General features: G+C 62.4%; 18 protein-coding genes. 9 read left to right on the top strand and 9 right to left on the bottom strand.

Going from position 1 to position 18,494, the window contains the following annotated elements; all coding sequences use genetic code 11:
* Positions 1-23: 23 nt before the first annotated feature.
* The 3 genes from EN859_RS14225 to EN859_RS14215 all read right to left on the bottom strand — a co-directional run bounded on the left by EN859_RS14225 (position 24) and on the right by EN859_RS14215 (position 3,765).
* The gene (locus tag EN859_RS14225) at positions 24-1,406 is read right to left on the bottom strand and encodes an aspartate aminotransferase family protein (protein WP_127853474.1); all 1,383 of its coding nucleotides are present in this window, start codon (positions 1,404-1,406) and stop codon (positions 24-26) included.
* A gap of 180 nt (positions 1,407-1,586) precedes the next feature.
* Positions 1,587-2,561 carry a WD40 repeat domain-containing protein gene (locus tag EN859_RS14220; protein ID WP_127853475.1) on the bottom strand — a complete coding sequence of 325 codons (975 nt, stop codon included), beginning with the start codon at positions 2,559-2,561 and terminating at the stop codon, positions 1,587-1,589.
* A gap of 169 nt (positions 2,562-2,730) precedes the next feature.
* Positions 2,731-3,765 carry a GTP-binding protein gene (locus EN859_RS14215; RefSeq protein ID WP_127853476.1) on the bottom strand — a complete coding sequence of 345 codons (1,035 nt, stop codon included), beginning with the start codon at positions 3,763-3,765 and terminating at the stop codon, positions 2,731-2,733.
* 178 nt (positions 3,766-3,943) lie between these two features.
* Between EN859_RS14215 and EN859_RS14210 the strand changes: the two genes are divergently transcribed.
* Both EN859_RS14210 and EN859_RS14205 read left to right on the top strand, forming a co-directional pair.
* Complete coding sequence (locus EN859_RS14210) at positions 3,944-4,669, top strand: intradiol ring-cleavage dioxygenase (RefSeq protein WP_127853477.1); 726 nt, start codon at positions 3,944-3,946, stop codon at positions 4,667-4,669.
* Between the two features lie 205 nt (positions 4,670-4,874).
* The gene (locus EN859_RS14205; protein WP_127853590.1) at positions 4,875-5,345 is read left to right on the top strand and encodes a MarR family winged helix-turn-helix transcriptional regulator; all 471 of its coding nucleotides are present in this window, start codon (positions 4,875-4,877) and stop codon (positions 5,343-5,345) included.
* Between the two features lie 9 nt (positions 5,346-5,354).
* On the opposite strand, the gene EN859_RS14200 is transcribed toward EN859_RS14205, so the two are convergent.
* Complete coding sequence (locus tag EN859_RS14200; protein ID WP_127853478.1) at positions 5,355-6,227, bottom strand: AraC family transcriptional regulator; 873 nt, start codon at positions 6,225-6,227, stop codon at positions 5,355-5,357.
* Between the two features lie 51 nt (positions 6,228-6,278).
* Here EN859_RS14200 and EN859_RS14195 point away from each other — a divergent pair, with 51 nt between their 5' ends.
* From EN859_RS14195 to EN859_RS14175, 5 genes are all read left to right on the top strand, one after another.
* A complete protein-coding gene (locus tag EN859_RS14195; RefSeq protein WP_127853479.1) occupies positions 6,279-6,686 on the top strand; it encodes a DUF2000 family protein in 408 nt (135 codons plus the stop codon).
* A 244-nt stretch (positions 6,687-6,930) separates the two neighbouring features.
* Entirely contained in the window at positions 6,931-7,815 is an 885-nt protein-coding gene (locus EN859_RS14190; RefSeq protein ID WP_189501960.1) for a DMT family transporter, read from the top strand.
* Between the two features lie 71 nt (positions 7,816-7,886).
* The gene (locus tag EN859_RS14185) at positions 7,887-8,909 is read left to right on the top strand and encodes a LacI family DNA-binding transcriptional regulator (protein WP_127853481.1); all 1,023 of its coding nucleotides are present in this window, start codon (positions 7,887-7,889) and stop codon (positions 8,907-8,909) included.
* Positions 8,906-9,886 carry a 2-hydroxyacid dehydrogenase gene (locus EN859_RS14180; protein ID WP_127853482.1) on the top strand — a complete coding sequence of 327 codons (981 nt, stop codon included), beginning with the start codon at positions 8,906-8,908 and terminating at the stop codon, positions 9,884-9,886. Before EN859_RS14185 ends, EN859_RS14180 begins: the two co-directional genes overlap by 4 nt.
* Positions 9,887-10,063: 177 nt before the next feature.
* On the top strand, positions 10,064-10,453 hold the full coding sequence (locus EN859_RS14175) for a hypothetical protein (RefSeq protein ID WP_189501957.1): 390 nt from the start codon (positions 10,064-10,066) through the stop codon (positions 10,451-10,453).
* A 164-nt stretch (positions 10,454-10,617) separates the two neighbouring features.
* On the opposite strand, the gene EN859_RS14170 is transcribed toward EN859_RS14175, so the two are convergent.
* On the bottom strand, positions 10,618-11,145 hold the full coding sequence (locus tag EN859_RS14170; protein ID WP_245525571.1) for a glutathione S-transferase family protein: 528 nt from the start codon (positions 11,143-11,145) through the stop codon (positions 10,618-10,620).
* Between the two features lie 482 nt (positions 11,146-11,627).
* On the opposite strand from EN859_RS14170, the gene EN859_RS14165 reads away from it, so the two are divergent.
* Positions 11,628-12,482, top strand: a complete 855-nt coding sequence (locus EN859_RS14165; RefSeq protein ID WP_189501956.1) for an rRNA adenine N-6-methyltransferase family protein — start codon at positions 11,628-11,630, stop codon at positions 12,480-12,482.
* 95 nt (positions 12,483-12,577) lie between these two features.
* Here the strand turns inward: EN859_RS14165 and EN859_RS14160 are convergent, their stop codons facing one another.
* Positions 12,578-13,351 carry a gamma-glutamyl-gamma-aminobutyrate hydrolase family protein gene (locus EN859_RS14160; RefSeq protein ID WP_127853485.1) on the bottom strand — a complete coding sequence of 258 codons (774 nt, stop codon included), beginning with the start codon at positions 13,349-13,351 and terminating at the stop codon, positions 12,578-12,580.
* Between the two features lie 289 nt (positions 13,352-13,640).
* Between EN859_RS14160 and EN859_RS14155 the strand changes: the two genes are divergently transcribed.
* Complete coding sequence (locus tag EN859_RS14155; RefSeq protein WP_127853486.1) at positions 13,641-14,750, top strand: TRAP transporter substrate-binding protein; 1,110 nt, start codon at positions 13,641-13,643, stop codon at positions 14,748-14,750.
* An 89-nt stretch (positions 14,751-14,839) separates the two neighbouring features.
* On the opposite strand, the gene EN859_RS14150 is transcribed toward EN859_RS14155, so the two are convergent.
* The 3 genes from EN859_RS14150 to EN859_RS14140 all read right to left on the bottom strand — a co-directional run bounded on the left by EN859_RS14150 (position 14,840) and on the right by EN859_RS14140 (position 18,389).
* The gene (locus tag EN859_RS14150; protein WP_127853487.1) at positions 14,840-15,862 is read right to left on the bottom strand and encodes a zinc-dependent alcohol dehydrogenase family protein; all 1,023 of its coding nucleotides are present in this window, start codon (positions 15,860-15,862) and stop codon (positions 14,840-14,842) included.
* A 119-nt stretch (positions 15,863-15,981) separates the two neighbouring features.
* A complete protein-coding gene (locus EN859_RS14145) occupies positions 15,982-17,787 on the bottom strand; it encodes a TRAP transporter large permease subunit (RefSeq protein ID WP_189501953.1) in 1,806 nt (601 codons plus the stop codon).
* A complete protein-coding gene (locus tag EN859_RS14140) occupies positions 17,784-18,389 on the bottom strand; it encodes a TRAP transporter small permease subunit (RefSeq protein ID WP_127853488.1) in 606 nt (201 codons plus the stop codon). The genes EN859_RS14145 and EN859_RS14140 overlap by 4 nt, the downstream gene beginning before the upstream one ends.
* Positions 18,390-18,494: the final 105 nt, after the last annotated feature.

Here is an 18,494-nt window from a genome sequence, read left to right as displayed (position 1 = left end):
CAAGGTTTGCTTTGGCGCTTGTCTCATGCCGCAAGCCTTGCTGCAACCGCGCCGAAAGCGGTGATCAGCCGGTTCACCTGGAGGGCGGTGGTCGCCGGCGAAATCAGCATCATGTTATGGAAGGGCGCGATCAGCACGCCGTGATTAACCAGCGCGACATGGATCGCCGCTTCGAGCTCCGGCGCGTGCGCAGCTTCCGCCTCGCCGCCGTTCCTCAGTGGGTCGGGCGCGCAGATGAACTCGACGCGGGCGCCGACACGGCTGACATGCCAGGGCAGGCGGCAGCGGTCGATGACGGCTGTCAACCCGGCGTCGAGCCGCCGTGCCAGATGGTCCATATGAGCGTAATTCTTGTCGGTCATCACCTCTTCCAGCGTGGCGCGCATCGCTGCGAATTGCAACGGATTGGCCGACAGCGTCGTTCCCATGCCGGAATAACCCGGCTCCTTGGTCCTGAAATAGGCGGCATAGCGCGAGGCGACGTCTTCGCTCATGCCCCAGATACTTGCCGGCACGCCACCAGCGATCGGCTTGCCGAGCACGAACAGGTCCGGCTGCAGCCCGTATTTCCTGGTAAAGCCGCCGGGGCCGGTCGAGATCGTGTGCGTCTCGTCGATCAGCAGCAGCGTGCCGGCCGCGCACGTCAGCTTGCGCAGTGCCTCGTGGAAGCCGGGCTCGGGTAGCACCATACAGCAGTTGGTCAGCACCGGCTCGGTGATGACACAGGCGATATCCTTGTCGCGCAGTGCCACCTCCAGCGCTGGCAGATCGTTGAACTCGATGATGTCAGTCGCCCGCGTCAGGTCGCGGAATTCGCCGGCCAGGCCCGGCCGGTTGAACGGCCTGCCGCCGACCAGCCGCACCATCGTCTCGTCGACCGAGCCGTGATAGCAGCCGTTGAAGACCAGGATTTTTTCCCTGGTTGTCACCGCGCGGGCAACACGCAGCGCAAAGCGGTTGGCATCGGTCGCCGTCGTCGCGATCTGCCAGAAGGGCAGGCCGAAATGCTGCTGCAGCAACGGGCCGATGGCGAGCGCATCTTCGGAAGGCAGCATGTAGGTCAAGCCGCGCCCGGCCTGCCTGCGGATGGCGCGGGCGACCGGCGGCGGCGAATGGCCGAACATCGAGCCGGTGTCGCCGAGGCAGAAATCGTCAAGCCGGTTGCCGTCGATATCGGTGATGGTAGCGCCTTTGGCGCTGTCGACGAGGATCGGGAACGGCGTCGGCCAGTCGTTCATCCAATGCATCGGCACGCCGCCGAAGAAACCGGGCAGGCCATTGCCGATCTTCGCCGCCGATTTTGGCCGCGCCTTGCGGAAAATCGCAGCTTCAGCCTCGCGCACCTCGGCGATACGGGCGGGGCTGACCCCTCCGATCGAAGGTTTTGAATTGTCGAAGATGTTCATCAAGGGCCTCTCGTCAGCCACTTTAGCCAATCGGCATCCAGAACCGCAATTGGCCGCAAGGGCTTTATAACTGGCGCTATTCACTTGCCATCTATGATGCCGCGGCCGACGCCAATAAGGACGGCAAGCCGGTTGAATTGACCGGCAAAGTGTCGTGCGGAGCCGAGTAAAAAGCCTAGGTCACGCCGAGATATCGATGACACCGCAATCGCCGACAGCACTACCGAAGGCAACGCGGCGCTCCTGCCTGTCCCACATCATCGAGGTGATAGCGCCCTTGCCCGGCCGGCGCAAAAGCACCTCCTTGGCGTCGGCGAAACGCACCGCCATCACCATGCCGTCGTCATAGCCGACGGCAACGACATCCTGGCTCGGATGGCAGGCGACCACGGTCACCATAGCATTGCCGCGCGTGCCGAGTTCCAGCGGCGCCTTGCCCATCGGCCCGTCCTTGCCCGAAAACGGCCAGACGATCGCCGCCGGCGCGCCGGAACTTGCCAGCCATTTTCCCTTAGGCGCCCACGACAGGCTTTTGACCTTGCCGGGATAACCGCTCATGCGCATGTGCTTGCCGTCGGCGAGCTTCCAGCCATGCAGCGCGTTTTCCTGCATGGTGGTGACCAGGAAAGCGCCGTCCGGCGAGAAGGTGATGCCGGTGTGGGCGCCGGCCCATTCGAGCTCGACCGGCTTGCCTTCGGCTGCCGGGAAATGCAGCGTCGCGCCATTGTAGCGGGCGACGCCGAAGCGCATGCCCTTGGGCGAGAACGCCAGCCCCTCGACCGAACGCGGATGCGCGAATTCCCTGATCTTGCCGTCGGCAAAGCGCACGAAGGCGGTCTTGCCCGAGGCATAGGCGACGGCGCCTTGCGGCCCGGCGGCGACGCTGGTGATCCACTTTTTGCCCGCGGTTGCCAGTTCTGTGGCGTTGCCGCCAGCGGTGACGGCAAACACCTTGCCGTCCTCGCCGCCGGTGATCAGCCGGTCGTTGGCAACATCGTGGAAGGCGGCGAGCAGCCCGTCATTGGCCTGCACCGTCTTGTGGCCGTGGTCGAGCCGGTGGATCGCGCCGTCGGCCAGCGCAAAATGCGGCACGTCGCCAAGAAAAACGGCGGCGACGCAATGGCCTTCGAGATCAAGCGGGGCGACGGTTGGCATGAGCGGCTATTCCATTCAAGATTTCTGCTGCCCTTCACCCTTACCCTCTCGCCGCAAGGACGGGGAGGGGGTTGCCAGCATTGCGGCCCTCTTCTCCCTGTCACTATAGGGGGAAGGTGTCGGTAGGCCGATGAGGGGCAGCGCTAACGCTACAAATTTGGTCTGGAAATCAGGCGGCAGCCTGACAGGCCTCAAAACTCTTCCTCAGCCGCTCGGCATCAAGCTCGCGGCCGATGAAGACCAGCCGGCTCTCGTGCTTCTCGCCGTCTTTCCAGGCGCGCTGGTGGTCGCCCTCGATGATCATGTGGACGCCCTGGATGACGTAGCGCTCATCATCGCCCTTGAAAGCGAGAATACCCTTCAGCCGCAGGATGTTCGGGCCTTCCATCTGGGTGATCTTCTCGATCCACGGGAAGAATTTTTTCGGGTCCAGCTCGCCGCCGCGCAGCGACACCGATTGCACCGTTACGTCATGGATGTCGGAGGCGTGAGCGTGATGGTGGTGGTCATGCCCGTCATGGTCATGATGGTGATGATCGTGGCCGTCATGGGACTCCAGGAAATGCGGATCGTTCTCCAGTGCCCGCGAGAGGTCGAAGGCGCCACGGTCGAGCACCTCGCCCAGCGCCACGCCGGCGCGCGTGGTGCGATGGATCCTTGCCGCCGGGTTGATGGCACGGATCGTCGCCTCGACCTTGCTCAGCTCTTCCGGCGTGACCAGATCGGTCTTGTTGAGCACGACGACATCGGCGAAGGCGATCTGGTCCTCGGCCTCCCTGGAATCCGTCAGCCGAAGCGGCAGATGCTTGGCGTCGACCAGCGCCACCACCGCATCGAGCCTGGTCTTGGAGCGGACGTCGTCATCCATGAAGAAGGTCTGTGCCACCGGCACCGGATCGGCGAGACCGGTCGTCTCGACGACGATGGCGTCGAAGCGGCCGGGCCGGCGCATCAGGCCTTCGACAACGCGGATCAGGTCGCCACGCACAGTGCAGCAGACGCAGCCATTGTTCATCTCGTAGATTTCCTCATCGGATTCCACGATCAATTCGTTGTCGATGCCGATCTCGCCGAACTCGTTGACGATGACGGCGTAGCGCTTGCCATGGTTTTCCGAAAGGATGCGGTTCAGCAGCGTCGTCTTGCCGGCGCCGAGATAGCCGGTGAGAACAGTTACGGGAATCTGCGTCTGTACGTCGCTCATGTCGGGGCCTCGTAAAGGATTGTTGGCTCCATATAGGATGCCCCCGGCCGTTTTGCACGCGGCAAACCGATAGGCCAAAAGGTCTGCCGACATTACCGAACTTTCATTGGCACGAGCGGACGCTGCGGCCTAGATACGCAGGCGGGAGGCTGCTCGAACCGCATTAAAGAGGCGCCAGATGTCCGACAAGCTATCCTCCTTGAACAGGCGTCAGGCGTTGAGCCTCATCGCCGTCACCGCCGGCGGCGGCGTTTTCCTGCCGGCCGCAGCGATGGCCGCGCAATCCTCGCCGTACGCCGGGCTTGCCCTGTTCGACGCCGGCGCCGGCGTCTGCGCCATCACCCCGGAGGTGACCGAGGGGCCGTTTTACTTCGACCCGAAGCTCGAACGCGTCGACATCACCGAGGGAAAGAAGGGCATCGCCCTCAATGTGCGGCTGCAGATCGTCGACGCGGCCTGTCGTCCGCTTGCCGGCGCGCGCGTCGATATCTGGCATTGCGACGCGCAAGGGCATTATTCCGGCTATCCCGGACAAGGCGACGGCCAGGATGTCGACACCTCCGGCCAGACTTTTCTGCGCGGCTGGCAGAAGAGCGACGACAGCGGCATCGTTTCCTTCGCCACCATCTATCCCGGCTGGTATCGCGGCCGCACCACCCACATCCACTTCAAGGTCTTTCCTGACGACAATTCGGTGATGACCGGCCAGCTGTTTTTCCCCGACAGCCTCAGCGATCAGATCTTCGCCACGGTCGCGCCCTACAACGACCGTTCCGGCAAACGCGACACGTCGAACGCGCAAGACGGCATCGCACAACAGGCCGGACCACGCTCTCAGGCGGCGCTGCGTGAGATGGCGGATGCCTATCAGGCCTTGATGATCGTCGCCGTGAAGGCCGGCTGAGCCAGTTTGATGCCGGCTGGAAAATCCTCCCGCGCCAAAAGTCGTTTGTCATCTAACTGAAATAAACATCTGGCATTCACCACGGCGGGCGCAATGCTTGCCGGCAAAGCTGTTTCACGGCGCCGGAATCTTTTTGATCGTCGATTGCCAACCGGGCGGCTGCGCCTATGCTGGCCGCACCGGTTCGGCCGAAGAGGGGATGACCATGGCCAAGGCGGACAAGACTGCGACAATGAGCCGGCTGCATTCGGCGGCGCGGCTGGCACGCACGGCACTCGCGGCGCGGCTTTTGGCGCACGGCTTCTATGCCGGCCAGGACCAGATCATGCTGGCGCTCGACCGCGAGGACGGCCAGACGCCCGGCACTCTTGCCGGCCGTCTCGGCGTGCGCCCGCCGACCATCACCAAGACCATAAACCGGCTGCAGGCGCAGGGCTTCCTGGAGAAGCGCGCCTCGATGAACGATGCCCGCCAGGCTCATATCTTTCTCACCGACACCGGCCGCGAAATCATTCACGCCATCGAGAAATCGGTGAAGAAGACCGAGAAGCAGGCGCTGAAGGGCCTCGACAAGAAGGACCAGAAGACGTTGTTCAAATTGCTTGCCCGCATCGAGGCGAACCTTTCGAACGAGGAGCTGGTGCTCATCGACGACGATATCGACCTCGACGAATGATACGCGGCCTCAGGCGGCCGCTGCCGGCGGGCGGCGGGTCAGTGTCGACCAGCGTCCCGGCGTGACGCCGAACGCCTTCTTGAAATGCCTGATAAAATGGCTCTGGTCGCTGAAGCCGGCCGCAATGGCGATCTGCACCAACGGCTCGTTGGCCTCGATCATGCGGCGTGCCCGTTGCAGCCGGCGCATCAAAAGAAACCGGTGTGGGCTGGTCGAGAAGGTGGCGCGAAAATGCCGCGACAAGGCATACCGGTCGAGTCCGGTGATCGCTTCCAGCTCGTTGGAACGCACGGTCCGCGCGAAATTTTCCTCCAGATAGTCGCGCGCCAGGCTGGCGGCGCGCCATGCCGTTTTCGCCACCGGCTTCGCCGGCCGGCCGGCATGCCGAGCCAGGCTTTGTGTCAGTTGCGTGATGAAATCGACGACAAACAGCTCGTCCAGTTCCTGGTCCAGCGGTCCCAGCGCCGAAAGCAGCGTCGCACAGAAAACCCGGTCGCTCACCACGGCGTCGCTGACGAAAGGTAGTGAGGCGCCGCCGAGGCAGTCCAGCATCAGCGACGGCTCCAGATAGAGCATCCGGTAACGCAGGCCCTCTTCCGTGCCCGCGCCGCCATCGTGCAATTCGTCGGGATGGAGCACGATGACCTGGCCAGGCAGGCTATGATGCGTCGCGCCGCGGTAGCGGAAGCTCTGCACGCCATGCAGCGTCACCCCGATCGCATAGGTATCGTGGCGATGCAGATCGAAGGCATTGCCGTGGAACCGCGCCTCGATGCGCTCCATGCCGGCAGCACCGGGCGCCGGCACGATGCAGTTTTCGGCTGCATCGACGCACAAACGTCCAAGACCCTGAAGGGCCTCCCGGTCTAGATCGTGCGGCATCGCTTCATTCACATCTCGAATTGGCCCCACTCTTGAACTGGCAACTGTCTCATGTTCGATATTAAATTTGCAATCGTGCTCAAGGACGATCTTCCCGTCTGGCAGAAGCTCAATGTCACCGCCTTCCTGACCAGCGGCATCGTCGCGCAATTTCCCGACATCATCGGCGAGCCCTACCGCGACCGCGCCGGCAACATCTACAACCCGCTCTCGATCCAGCCCGTCATCGTACTTTCGGCCGATAGCCAGACGCTCGGCACGATCCATCGGCGGGCGCTGGAGCGCGGCGTGACGACATCGCTCTATGTCGACGAGATGTTTTCGACCGGTCACGACGTGGCGAACCGCGCTGTCTTCGCAGAATTTTCGCCGGGCGATGCCAAGGTCGTCGGTATCGCGCTTCGTGCCGAAAAGAAGCTCGTCGACAAGATCACCAGGGGCGCTCGCATGCACGCCTGATGCATGCCGCCCAAAAGTGCGTGGCGGTTTTGGGACAACGGCATGAAAAAAACAAAGGCTGAGCCTGTCGGAAGTGCTTGTTGTACCAGGCTCTTTTGGCCCGGCGAGGGGCGATAATCGGCTTGCCGGCGGGCGACAATTCCCGCAAAAGGTGGTTCATTACCCTTGCTTCCCTTCCGGCCTGAAATTGAGTGCTTCCCCAAGACAAGACGATAGCGCGACGCCTCCGGCGGCGATGCTCTGCATGCTTTGCGTCTACATATTCTTCACCTTCCTCGACACCAGCAGCAAATACCTTGTCCTGGCCGGCGTCTCGGCGCTGATCGTCGCCTGGGTCCGCTTCGCCGTCCATGTCCTGCTTGTCGGCCTCTTCCTGCGCGGATGGCGCGAGCCGTCGCGTTTTCGCGCCAGCAACCTGGCGGCGCATATCCTGCGCGGCGCCTTCCTGTTCGGATCGACCATATGCAACGTCATGGCGCTGCGGACGTTGCAACTGGCCGAAACCACTTCGATCTACTTCTTCGCGCCAATGGTCATCACCGCGCTTGCCGGTCCGCTGCTCGGCGAATGGGCGGGCTGGCGGCGCTGGCTGGCGATCCTGAGCGGCTTTGTCGGCGTCCTCATCATCACCCGGCCGGGCGTCGGCGTTTTCGGCATCGGGCATCTCTTCGCGCTCGGCTCGATGCTGTCGAACTGCTTCTACGTCATCATGACGCGCCGGATGTCGGCGACCGAAACCTCCGAGAGCCTCATCCTGTTTTCGGCACTGGCGCCAGCCGTGCTGCTCCTGCCCATGCTGCCGTTTTCGCTTTCCCTGCCGCAGGATGGCTGGCACTGGTTCATTCTGCTGATGCTCGGCGTGTTCGGCGCCATCGGCCACTGGCTCCTGGTCCAGGCCTATCGTCTCGCCACTACCACGGCTCTGGCACCCTATCCCTATTCGCAGATGATCTGGATGATTGTTTCCGGTTGGATCGTCTTCAACCAGTTTCCCGACCGCTGGACGCTGCTGGGCGCTGCCATCATCGTCGCCAGCGGCCTCTATATCGTTCATCGCGAGCACCGGCTTCGCCTGCGCAGCCGCGCGACGCTCGATGCGGAGGCAGAAGCACTGGCAAAAAAACTTTGATTTGCTCCCGATCGATGGCATAAGAGCCCGCCTTTAAACAGTTTAAAATTGAGCTCGGGGAGCGAAGCGCGCTGGCACAGAAGATCAAGCTTTCGACGATCGCGGACGCGCTTGGCGTGTCCACGGCCACGGTCTCGCTTGCGCTGCGCGACAGCCCGCTGGTTGCCGGCGCCACCCGCGACCGCATCAAGGAACACGCCCGCGCCATCGGCTATATCTACAACCGCCGTGCCGCCAGCCTGCGTACCTCGCGCTCGGGCATTGTCGGCGTCGTCGTCCACGACATCATGAACCCCTTCTTCGCCGAGATACTGCGTTCGATCGAAAGCGAGCTCGACCGCAGCCGGCAGACCTTCATCCTGTCGAATCATTACGATCAGCTCGAAAAGCAGCGCACCTTCATCGACACGCTGCTACAACTCGGCGCCGACGGCGTCATCATGTCGCCGGCCATCGGCACGCCGCCCGAAGACATCATCATGGCCGAGGAAAACGGCCTGCCGGCGGTGCTGATCGCGCGCACCGTCGAAGGGGCCGACGTGCCGGTCTTTCGCGGCGACGACGCCTACGGCACCGGCCTTGCCACCAACCACCTGATCTCGCTCGGCCACAAGCGCATCGCCATGGTCGGCGGCACCGACCAGACCTCGACCGGCCGCGACCGCTACCAGGGCTATGTCAACGCCATGGAGGCGGCCGGGCTGGAGGTCAGGCCGTCCTGGCGCATCGCCGGACCGCGCACCAAGCAGGCCGGCTTCGAGGCCGCCGGGCAGTTCCTGGCGCTGAAGGACAAGCCGACCGCCGCCTGCTGCTGGAACGACCTCGTCGCCATCGGCCTGATGAACGGCATTGCGCGCGCCGGGCTGGTGCCGGGCATTGACATCTCGGTCACCGGCTATGACGATCTCGAGGAAGCGGCGATCGCAACGCCGGCGCTGACCACGGTGTGGAACGGCCAGCGCGAGGTCGGCCGCCGCGCCGCCAGCGCACTGCTCGACAAGCTCAACGGCCAGATGGTGCGGCCGTCGCAGGAACTGATCAAGCCGGAACTGCATGTGCGCCAGTCGACCGGCAAGCCGGTGGAACGTGCATGACAAACGCCGAACAGCAAGCGGTCGCCATTCTGGTGCCGGGCCAATTCAACGACCACGCGGTCGGCCGCATCGACCGGACCTTCAGCCGCGTGTGGATCGAACGGGCCGATCCGTCGCTGGTTAGCGATGACATGCGCAAGGCAGTGCGCGGCATCGCCGCGTTCGGCGGTATCAGCGCGGCCCTCATCGATGCGCTGCCGCACCTCGAGATCATCGCCAATTTCGGCGTCGGCTATGATTCGGTCGATGCCCGCCACGCCGCACAGCGCGGCATCATGGTCACCAACACGCCTGACGTGCTGACCGAGGAGGTGGCCGACACCGCGCTCGGCCTGCTGATCAACACCGTCCGCGACCTGCCGCGCGCCGAGACATGGCTGCGCGACGGCAGCTGGATGCGCCACGGTAACTATCACTTGAGCCGGCTGACCTTGCGCGGCCGCCGTGCCGGTATCTTCGGCATGGGCCGCATCGGCCGCGCCATTGCACGCCGGCTGGAGGCCTTCGGCCTGCCGATCGCCTATCACAACCGGCACCAGGTCGAAGACCTGCCCTACGAATACCACGGCACCCTGAAGGGCCTCGCCGAGGCGGTCGATACGCTGATCTCGGTGGCGCCCGGCGGCGCCTCAACGGAAAAAGCAGTCAATGCCGAGATACTGTCGGCGCTCGGCCCGAACGGTGTCTTCATCAACATCGGCCGCGGCAGCACGGTTGACGAGGCTGCCCTTGCCGCAGCCCTTGCCAACGGCACCATTGCCGCCGCTGGGCTCGATGTCTTCGCCGACGAACCGAATGTGCCGCCAGCGCTGCTCGCCGCCCCCAACACCTCGCTGTTGCCACATGTCGGCTCGGCCTCGGAACATACGCGCCGCGCCATGGCCGACCTTTGCGTCGACAACCTGGTTTCCTGGTTTTCGGAAAGGAAGGCGCTGACGCCGGTGCCGGAGACGGCGGACGTCAAAGCGCGAGCTTGAGCGGCAGGCCGCCACACTTATTAACGCCGGCTTAACGCTTTGGAATCATTCTGCATACTTCGTTATGCATGTAATCCAAAAATACGCAGCGGTTTGGGGCGACATGCGTGGGCAAGATCTGAGGCGCGCCGCATGATCCTTTCAAACGCGACGCGCTTCGAAAGCACGGAGAAAAGAGTGAAGACGCTTCCTGCTTTGATAGCGGCCGCCGCGCTGTTCGGCGGCGTCCAGCTTTTTCACGGCGGCACGGGTGAAAGCCGTGCGGCCAATGACGCGGTGCCGTCCAGCAATTTCAAACTGACGGCCAATGGCGACGAGGCGGCTTGCGCGATCAGGCGTGGTGCCGAAGTTTCGAACGGCCTGTCGCTGTTGACCGTCGCTTCGAATTGCCGCCGGCTGCTGCCCGGTATCGAGCGGGCGAAATTCTGGCGCGAGCAGGAGGACGGCACGGTGGCCTTCAGCGCCAACGGCAACGATCCGATCGTCACTTTCGCCGTTGCCGACGGCGACGGCTATGAATCCTACGCGCCGGCCCTGCCGCTGCTGTCGCTGGCGGCCGGACCATGAGCATGTTGTGCATACAATTGACCTAACGAGCGTGAAACTCGGTTTGGCCATACGGCTTGCCTAGCCGTGAGAAGCCGCACCAAGTTTAGTTTTGGCCGCCCACGCCATAACGTTTTCTCGGCCCTTGGCGTCGCGCTCTGTGACGCTCCGTCGTGCATTGCCTCTTACTTATCGCCCGTAGCGAAATGCGCCATCTGGCCGTCGTAGGCTCTTTTGAAAGCAGGACGCGCGCAGGCTCGATCGACGTAGGATCGTATTGCCGGAAAATCACCGGCAGCCATTACCTTCGGTTTCCGAAGCACGTCCGTCATCAGGATATCGGCAACGGTAAACTGTCCAGCGGCAAGCCACTCACGCTGCACCAGCACAGCTTTCAGTTGTTTCAAGCGCTGGAGCATCCAGTTTTCGAGCGGGTTGCTCGTGTCATTGGACATGCCGACGAACCACCAAGGCACCGTAACCATCTCAATTGAATTGAGCGCGGCAATCGTCCATTCCAGCGTCTCTGCCTCGCCCTTGGGGTTGCGAGGCATCAACTTTTCACTTTTTCGCGCCAGATACAGAAGACATGCCCCGCTTTCGAACACGGTTATGCCGCCATCTTCTACGAAAGGCACTTGGCCAAAAGGCTGACGCGAAAAGTGCTCTGGTCCGCGGTTATTGAACGAGACGGACCTGACCTCGTAGTCCAAACCAGCCTCTTCGCATGCCCAGCGCAGTCTGATGTTTCGAACATAGCCACGGGGACCAGATTTGCCCTCAGGCCTAATCGTATGTCCAGATAGTCAACGCCTCGGTCATGCTGCCTCTCCACCAGCACTATCCACAGCCTACGCCTCCCGATCAAAATCGACGTCTGGACTGTGTTTCATATGCGGAAGACCGTTTTCATCTATGCCCACAACGTCCGAAAGGGTCACAAGCTACAGGGAGCGAGAGAGGTTTAGCGACTAAACTTTTGCCGCCTTGTCCCGAATTGGACCACAACCACTGCAGAGGGTCTTTCGCCCACATCATGAACATGAAGCACCCTCCAGACATAAGGTGTTTCTAAATGACCGCGGTGGGTGGGCAGCAGTCATAGTGGGGTTGCCATTTTATGCGCAGAAAGGATCCTTTGCTGTCGTTCGGTTTTCTGCGAGCATGGGCACAATCCGGAAGCCGACATTCCATAATGACGAGAACCGATAGTAGTGAAGAGCGCCGATGGTTTGCCGAAGACCTACGCGTTTCATCACCCGTCGTGCACAACCCTGCCATCATCGACGCATTCGCCAAAGTCCCGCGAGAGGAATACCTCGGTAACGGCCCTTGGCGTATCCATTCGAGATTGCAAGTCGGGGCAGTCCATACGAGCCCTTCAGCCGCACTTCATGAGATTTACCACGACGTTTTGGTCTCGCTTGACGAAAGGCGCGGATTGAACAGCGGACTGCCGTCGCTTTGGGCTTTTGTTTTCGACCATCTGAACATGGCTCCCGGCCAGACTATCCTTCAGGTGGGCGCTGGTGTCGGCTATTTCACCGCCATTCTCGCTGAGCTGACGGGTTCTGAAGGACGCGTGATTGCGTATGAGATCGACGAAGAACTCGCTCGGCGCGCGCAAAGCAATCTTGCTCACTATGCCCATGTCAAAGTGATATCCGGTGACGCCACACAGGCAGTTGATCTGCCAAACCTCGATGTCGTGGTCGCCTTTGCCGGAGTGACACACGTGCCGGAACGGTGGCTTTCAAATCTGTCCGACGCCGGTCGGATGGCGCTGCCTTTCACGGGTGAAGACCAATGGGGCTTCATGATGCTTCTGGAAAGGGCTGGCGATACGTTCCCCGTAAAATCACTTGTGCCTTGTGGTTTCTACCATTGCGGCGGAGCCAGGCGCAGTGACGAAGAAAAGGCTTTGACGGCCGCCCTCAAGGCTGCACGAGGCAAGGACACCGATCTCGCGCAATACCATCGAGCGCGACCAGAAAATGGCATCGAAGATGCTTGGCTGGTCACAGACGCATACTGGATTTCGAAAGCCTAGCGTGGCCGGGCACTCGAAGCGTCCGTAATGCGCTCACTTCGGCCATGCTTGATGGAATCGAATCAACTCCGGCTGAGTGATTTCCGCAGACTGATCTATTCCGCGGCTGCACGCGCGCCGGATTTCGCCGCCTGATGCAGGCGTACCGCGTCGCCGAAGGCACGGAAAATCTTTACCGAGATGCTGTCCGACTTGACCCAGTATTCGGGATGCCATTGCACGCCGACGGCGAAGGCGCGAGCGTCCCTGACGGAGACAGCCTCGACCGTACCGTCGGCGGCGACCGCCTCCACCTGCAGCTTCGGTCCCAGCCGGTCGATCGCTTGGCGATGCACCGAGTTGACCATGATGTCGCCCGCGCCGAAGACGCCGGCCAGGCAGCTGCCGGGCTTTATCGTCACATTCTGGCGGATGGCGAAGCGTTCGTCCTGATTGTCGCTCACCGGCGCGCGATGATCGAGCGATCCTTCCCGCTCCTGGATTTCGGCGGCCAGCGTGCCGCCCAGCGCCACGTTCATCTCCTGGATGCCGCGGCAGATGGCGAGCAGCGGCACGCCACGCTCGACCGCCCTACGGATCAGCGGCAGCGTCGTGGCGTCGCGGGCGGAATCGTAGGGGCCATTCTTCTCGCTGGCGTCGCCGCCATAGAGCGAGGGATGCACGTTCGACTTCGAGCCGGTGACCATGACACCATCGACCGACGACAGAAGTTCATCGAAATCGAGCCGGTCGCCGAAGGACGGCACCAGCACCGGGAACACGCCGGCACCCGAAAGCGCTGCCTCCAGATACTGCTGCGGGGCGGCATGCCAGGTGTAGTTGTCGAACTGTCGGACGTCGGTCGAGATGGCGACGAGCGGCTGGTGCATTTTGGATTCGGGTTCCATTCGGTGCGAAAACCTGTTCTGCCTGCAAAATAGGCGATCCGAAGGCGCTTTGCCATGGCAAGTTTCGCCGTGCTGCATGGGCCACGAAACGTTTGTTAGACTATAGTTGCAGGATGTGCGTCGGCGAGGTGAATTTCCCGGAAATGCCGCCCTCAAACCCAGCTGCCGTGCTGGACTCGACCCCTTGCCTGTGTATTGTTCGGCTCGAAGCCGATCCGGGCACTGAGGACGTCCCGAACGTCGGTCTGTTGATCCAAAAGGGAGGAACTGCATGGATCGTCGTTCATTCATCCGCAAGGCCGGCACGGCCGGTGTAGGAGCAGCCGCCGCGACGGTAGCGCTTGCCGCGCCCGCTGTCGCCCAATCCAATCCGAAAGTGACCTGGCGCCTGGCGTCGTCCTTCCCGAAATCGCTCGATACGATCTACGGCGGCGCCGAGGTCTTTTCCAAGATGCTTTCGGACGCAACCGACGGCAACTTCCAGGTCCAGGTGTTTGCCTCCGGCGAGCTCGTGCCCGGCCTGCAGGCTGCGGATGCGACCACGGCCGGCACGGTCGAGGCCTGCCATACCGTGGCATATTATTACTGGGGCAAGGACCCGACTTGGGCACTGGGTGCCGCGGTGCCGTTCTCGCTCAACGCGCGTGGCATCAATGCCTGGCACTACCATGGCGGCGGCATCGACCTGTTCAACGAATTCCTGGCCACCCAGGGGCTTTTCGGCCTGCCGGGCGGCAACACCGGCGTGCAGATGGGTGGCTGGTTCCGCAAGGAGATCAACACGGTCGCCGACCTTTCCGGCCTCAAGATGCGTATCGGCGGCTTTGCCGGCAAAGTGGTGCAGAGGCTCGGCGTCGTGCCGCAGCAGATCGCCGGCGGCGACATCTATCCGGCGCTGGAAAAAGGCACCATCGACGCTGCCGAATGGGTTGGCCCCTATGACGACGAGAAGCTCGGCTTCTACAAGGTCGCGCCCTATTACTACTATCCTGGCTGGTGGGAAGGCGGGCCGACCGTCCACCTTATGTTCAACAAGGCGAAATACGAAGAGCTCTCGCCGGCTTACAAAGCCCTGGTTCACGCCGCCGCACAGGCGGCCGACGCCAACATGCTGCAGAAATATGATTATCTGAATCCTACGGCTGTAAAACGTCTAGTGGCCGGCGGAGCGAAGTTGCGCCCGTTCAGCCAGGACATCATGGCCGCCTGCTTCGAAAAGGCAAACGAGGTCTATGGTGAAATGGAGGCCTCGAACGCCCCGTTCAAGAAGATCTGGGACTCGATCAAGGCGTTCCGCAAGGAGCACTATCTCTGGGCGCAGGTGGCGGAATACAACTACGACACCTTCATGATGGTCCAGCAGCGCAACGGCAAGCTCTGACAATTTAGCGGCTATGGCGCCACACCTCGTTCGGGAGGCGTGGCGCCATGGTCCTCTGGTTTGTCACGACCCTTGCCGAAACAGACCAATTAGCCGGGCATCACCAGGACCTTGACTTCACCGGCTGCCGGCGGATTGGCGATCACCGCTGCCGCGTCTTCAAGTGTCACCTGCCTGGAGATCAACCTGTCGATCTCGATCGCGCCCGAGGCGATGAGATTGGCGGCCCGGCGGTGGGTAAAGGGATTGAGGAAGGAACCCAGTACCTTCAGCTCGCGAAACAGCAGGTCGAAGGGCTCGAACGCCGCTCTCATGCCTTGCGGCATGACGCCGATGATGACGACAGTGCCACCGGCCCTGGCCAGCCGCATCGACTGCTCGACTGTCTCTTGCACGCCAGCGCATTCGAACACCACGTCGACACCGCCTGGCATCAGCCCGGACGGACCAGTCACGGCCTCGAAAAAGCCGGGGCTATTGGGATCGATCGTCGCCGTCGCACCCAGATCCTCGGCAAGCGCGCGCCGCGAGGCCTGGCGCGTCGACAGGATGATGGTCGACGCTCCGGCAAGCTTCGCCAGTTGCACGGTGAGCAGGCCGATCACGCCGCCGCCAAGCACGGCGACTGAAAAGCCGGGCCTGATCTTGGCCAGGTCCACGCCATGCAGGCAGCAGCCAAGCGGTTCGCAGAACGCGCCATGCGTCGGCTTCAGGTTTTTTGGCAGGACGAAGGCCTGCTTCTGCGGCAGCACGAGATACTCGGCAAAGCCGCCGTCGCGATGGATACCGATGGCATTAAGATTGCTGCACAGGTTGACCCGACCGGCATGACAATTGGGACAGCGCCCACAGGCGATGTTGGGATCGCCGGTGGCGCGATCGCCGACGGAAAAGCCGGACACGGCGGCTCCAATCGCCTCGATGATGCCGGAGAATTCATGTCCGGGCGTCACCGGCGGCGTGCAGGGAAATTCACCATGGAAGAGATGCCGGTCGGTGCCGCAGACGCCGCATGCTTCAATCCGCACCAGAAGGTCGTCCGGCCCGGCGGACGGTTTGTCGAGCTCGCGCAGGGTGATGCTGCCCACTGCCTCCAGCCGCACCGCTTTCATGACTGTAGCACCCCTGGCGCATGACCCCGAAATCGGGATCGATTTCGGAAAGGATCATGCGCAAATAAATATTCTACAGCGTCCTTTGCGCGTCCGAAAGGACGCGCGGCGCTATGGCATCAATTGAAGTTAGGTGGCTGCGACAGGTCCGGCGCCGCCGGTGCCGCTGGTTTGGCAGGGGGCGTTTCGTCGAAACTCGGCGGTTGCGACAGATCCGTTCCTGACGATGGTGCCGGGGTCGTGCCGCCATTGGCTGGTGGGCTATTGCCGTCGGCCGGCGGCGTGCCGGGCGGCGACAGGCCAAGGCCCGGCAATTCCGGCACCTGGAGGTTGATCGTGCCCGGATCGACGACGATGCCCTTGTAGTGCATCACCATCTGCGGGAAGGCGATGGTCAGCCCAATCATGACAACCTGGATGCAAACGAAGGGCACCGCGCCCCAATAGATCTGGCCGGTGGTGATCGGCTGCACCGTCTTGCCGGTGAGGCGGTCGAGATAGGGCACGCGGGCGGCGACCGAACGCAGGTAGAACAGCGCGAAGCCGAAGGGCGGGTGCATGAAGCTGGTCTGCATGTTGACGCCGAGCAGCACCCCAAACCAGATCAGGTCGATGCCGAGCTTGTCGGCAGCCGGCGCCAGCAGCGGCACGATAATGAAAGCGAGCTCGAAGAAGTCCAGGAAGAAGGCGAGGAAGAAGACGAGCATGTTGACGCCAATCAGGAAGCCGACCTTGCCACCCGGCAGCGATGTCAAAAGGTGCTCCACCCAGACATGGCCGTTGACGCCGTAGAAGGTGAGCGAAAATACCCGCGCGCCGATCAGGATGAACAGCACGAACGACGACAGCCTTGTCGTCGAGGCCAGTGCCTGTTTGACCACGTCGAGCGACAATCGCCCCTTCATTGCCGCCATGGCCAGAGCGCCGACCGCGCCCATGGCGCCGCCTTCGGTTGGCGTGGCGATGCCGAGAAAAATGGTGCCTAGCACCAGGAAGATCAGCGCCAGCGGCGGGATCAGCACGATGACCACCTGCTGCGCCAGCCTGGACATCACATTGATGTTCAGGCCCTTGTCGGCGATCGCCACCACATAGATGAAGATCACGCCAATGGTGGCACCGAGGATGTCGGCATTGTCGCCATGCGTCGGCGCAAGATAGCGATAGGCCGCGTAGGAAACCACGATCGTTGCCAGCAGCGCCGCCAGCAACGACAGCACGCCATGGCCGAGCGTGCGGGCTTTCAGCGGCAGCGCCGGCATCGACTTCGGCCGGACGATCGACATGATCAGGATGTAGGCCATGTAGATGCCGGTCAGGATGAGGCCGGGGATCAGCGCGCCCTTGTACATGTCGCCGACCGAGCGGCCGAGTTGGTCGGCAAGCACGATCAGCACCAGCGACGGCGGGATGATCTGGGCGAGCGTGCCGGACGCCGCGATGACGCCGGACGCCAGCCGCCGGTCGTAGCCGTAACGCAGCATGATCGGCAGCGAGATCAGTCCCATGGCGATGACGGAGGCTGCCACCACGCCGGTGGTTGCGGCCAGCAGCGCGCCGACGAAGATCACGGCATAGGCGAGGCCGCCGCGGATCGGCCCGAACAGCTGGCCGATCGTTTCGAGCAGGTCTTCGGCCATGCCCGATCGTTCGAGCACGATGCCCATGAAGGTGAAGAACGGGATGGCCAATAGCGTGTCGTTCGACATCACCCGGCTGCCGTAGAAATTATCCGGCAGTGCGTGGAGCAGCGGCCACGCGAGATTGATCGAACCGCCCGAATAGGGCGACAGCAGGACGCCGATGAAGAAGAACATCAGGCCGTTGGCGGCGAGCGAGAAGGCGACCGGATAGCCGATCAGCAGGAAGATGATCAGCGAGGCGAACATGATCGGCGCCATGTTCTGGGCGATGAACTCCATCATGAGCGCACCTCGTCGGCCAGCGCTTTCGCATCTTCGGCGAGCGCTTTCGCTTCGAGCTCGGCCTGCTCATGCACCGATATGAACGGAGTGGGATCATCCATGTGGCCGCGCATGATGGCGATCTTCTTGATGATCTCGGAAATGCCCTGGAGCGCCAGCAGGAAGAAGCCGGCCAGCAGGATGGCCTTTGCAGGCCAGATGATCAGCCCGCCGGAATTGTTCGACATTTCGCCGCTGCGAAACGACAGCGACACATAGGGAACGAAATAGACCACCATCAGCGTCACGAACGGCATCAGGAAAAAGACGTGGCCGAGAAGGTCGATCCAGTGCTGCACGCGGCGCGAGAACATGCCGTAGACGATGTCGATGCGGATGTGGTCGTTCTGCTTCAGTGTGTAGGCGGCGGCCAGCATGAAGGCGGCGCCGAACAGGTACCATTGCAGCTCCAGCCAGGCATTCGAAGACATGTCGAAGACCTTGCGGATGACGGCATTGGCGGCGCTTACGAGGATTGCCAGCAGGATCAGCCACGAGACCCATTTGCCGACGAACTCGTTGAGGCGGTCGATGCCCCGTGACAGAGCGAGCGGCCCTTCCATGCATTCCTCCCTTGTGTCAGTGGCGTGCTGGTTCCCTTTCCGTCGCGCCGCTGTGGCCCAACGGTATGCAGTGCGTGGCCCGGCGGGTCAACACGGGAGAGATCG

This window comes from Mesorhizobium sp. M00.F.Ca.ET.216.01.1.1 (assembly GCF_004010325.2).
GTDB lineage: Bacteria > Pseudomonadota > Alphaproteobacteria > Rhizobiales > Rhizobiaceae > Mesorhizobium.
The sequence above is the reverse complement of the archived record's forward strand: the minus strand, read 5'-3'. Positions and strand labels throughout refer to the sequence as shown.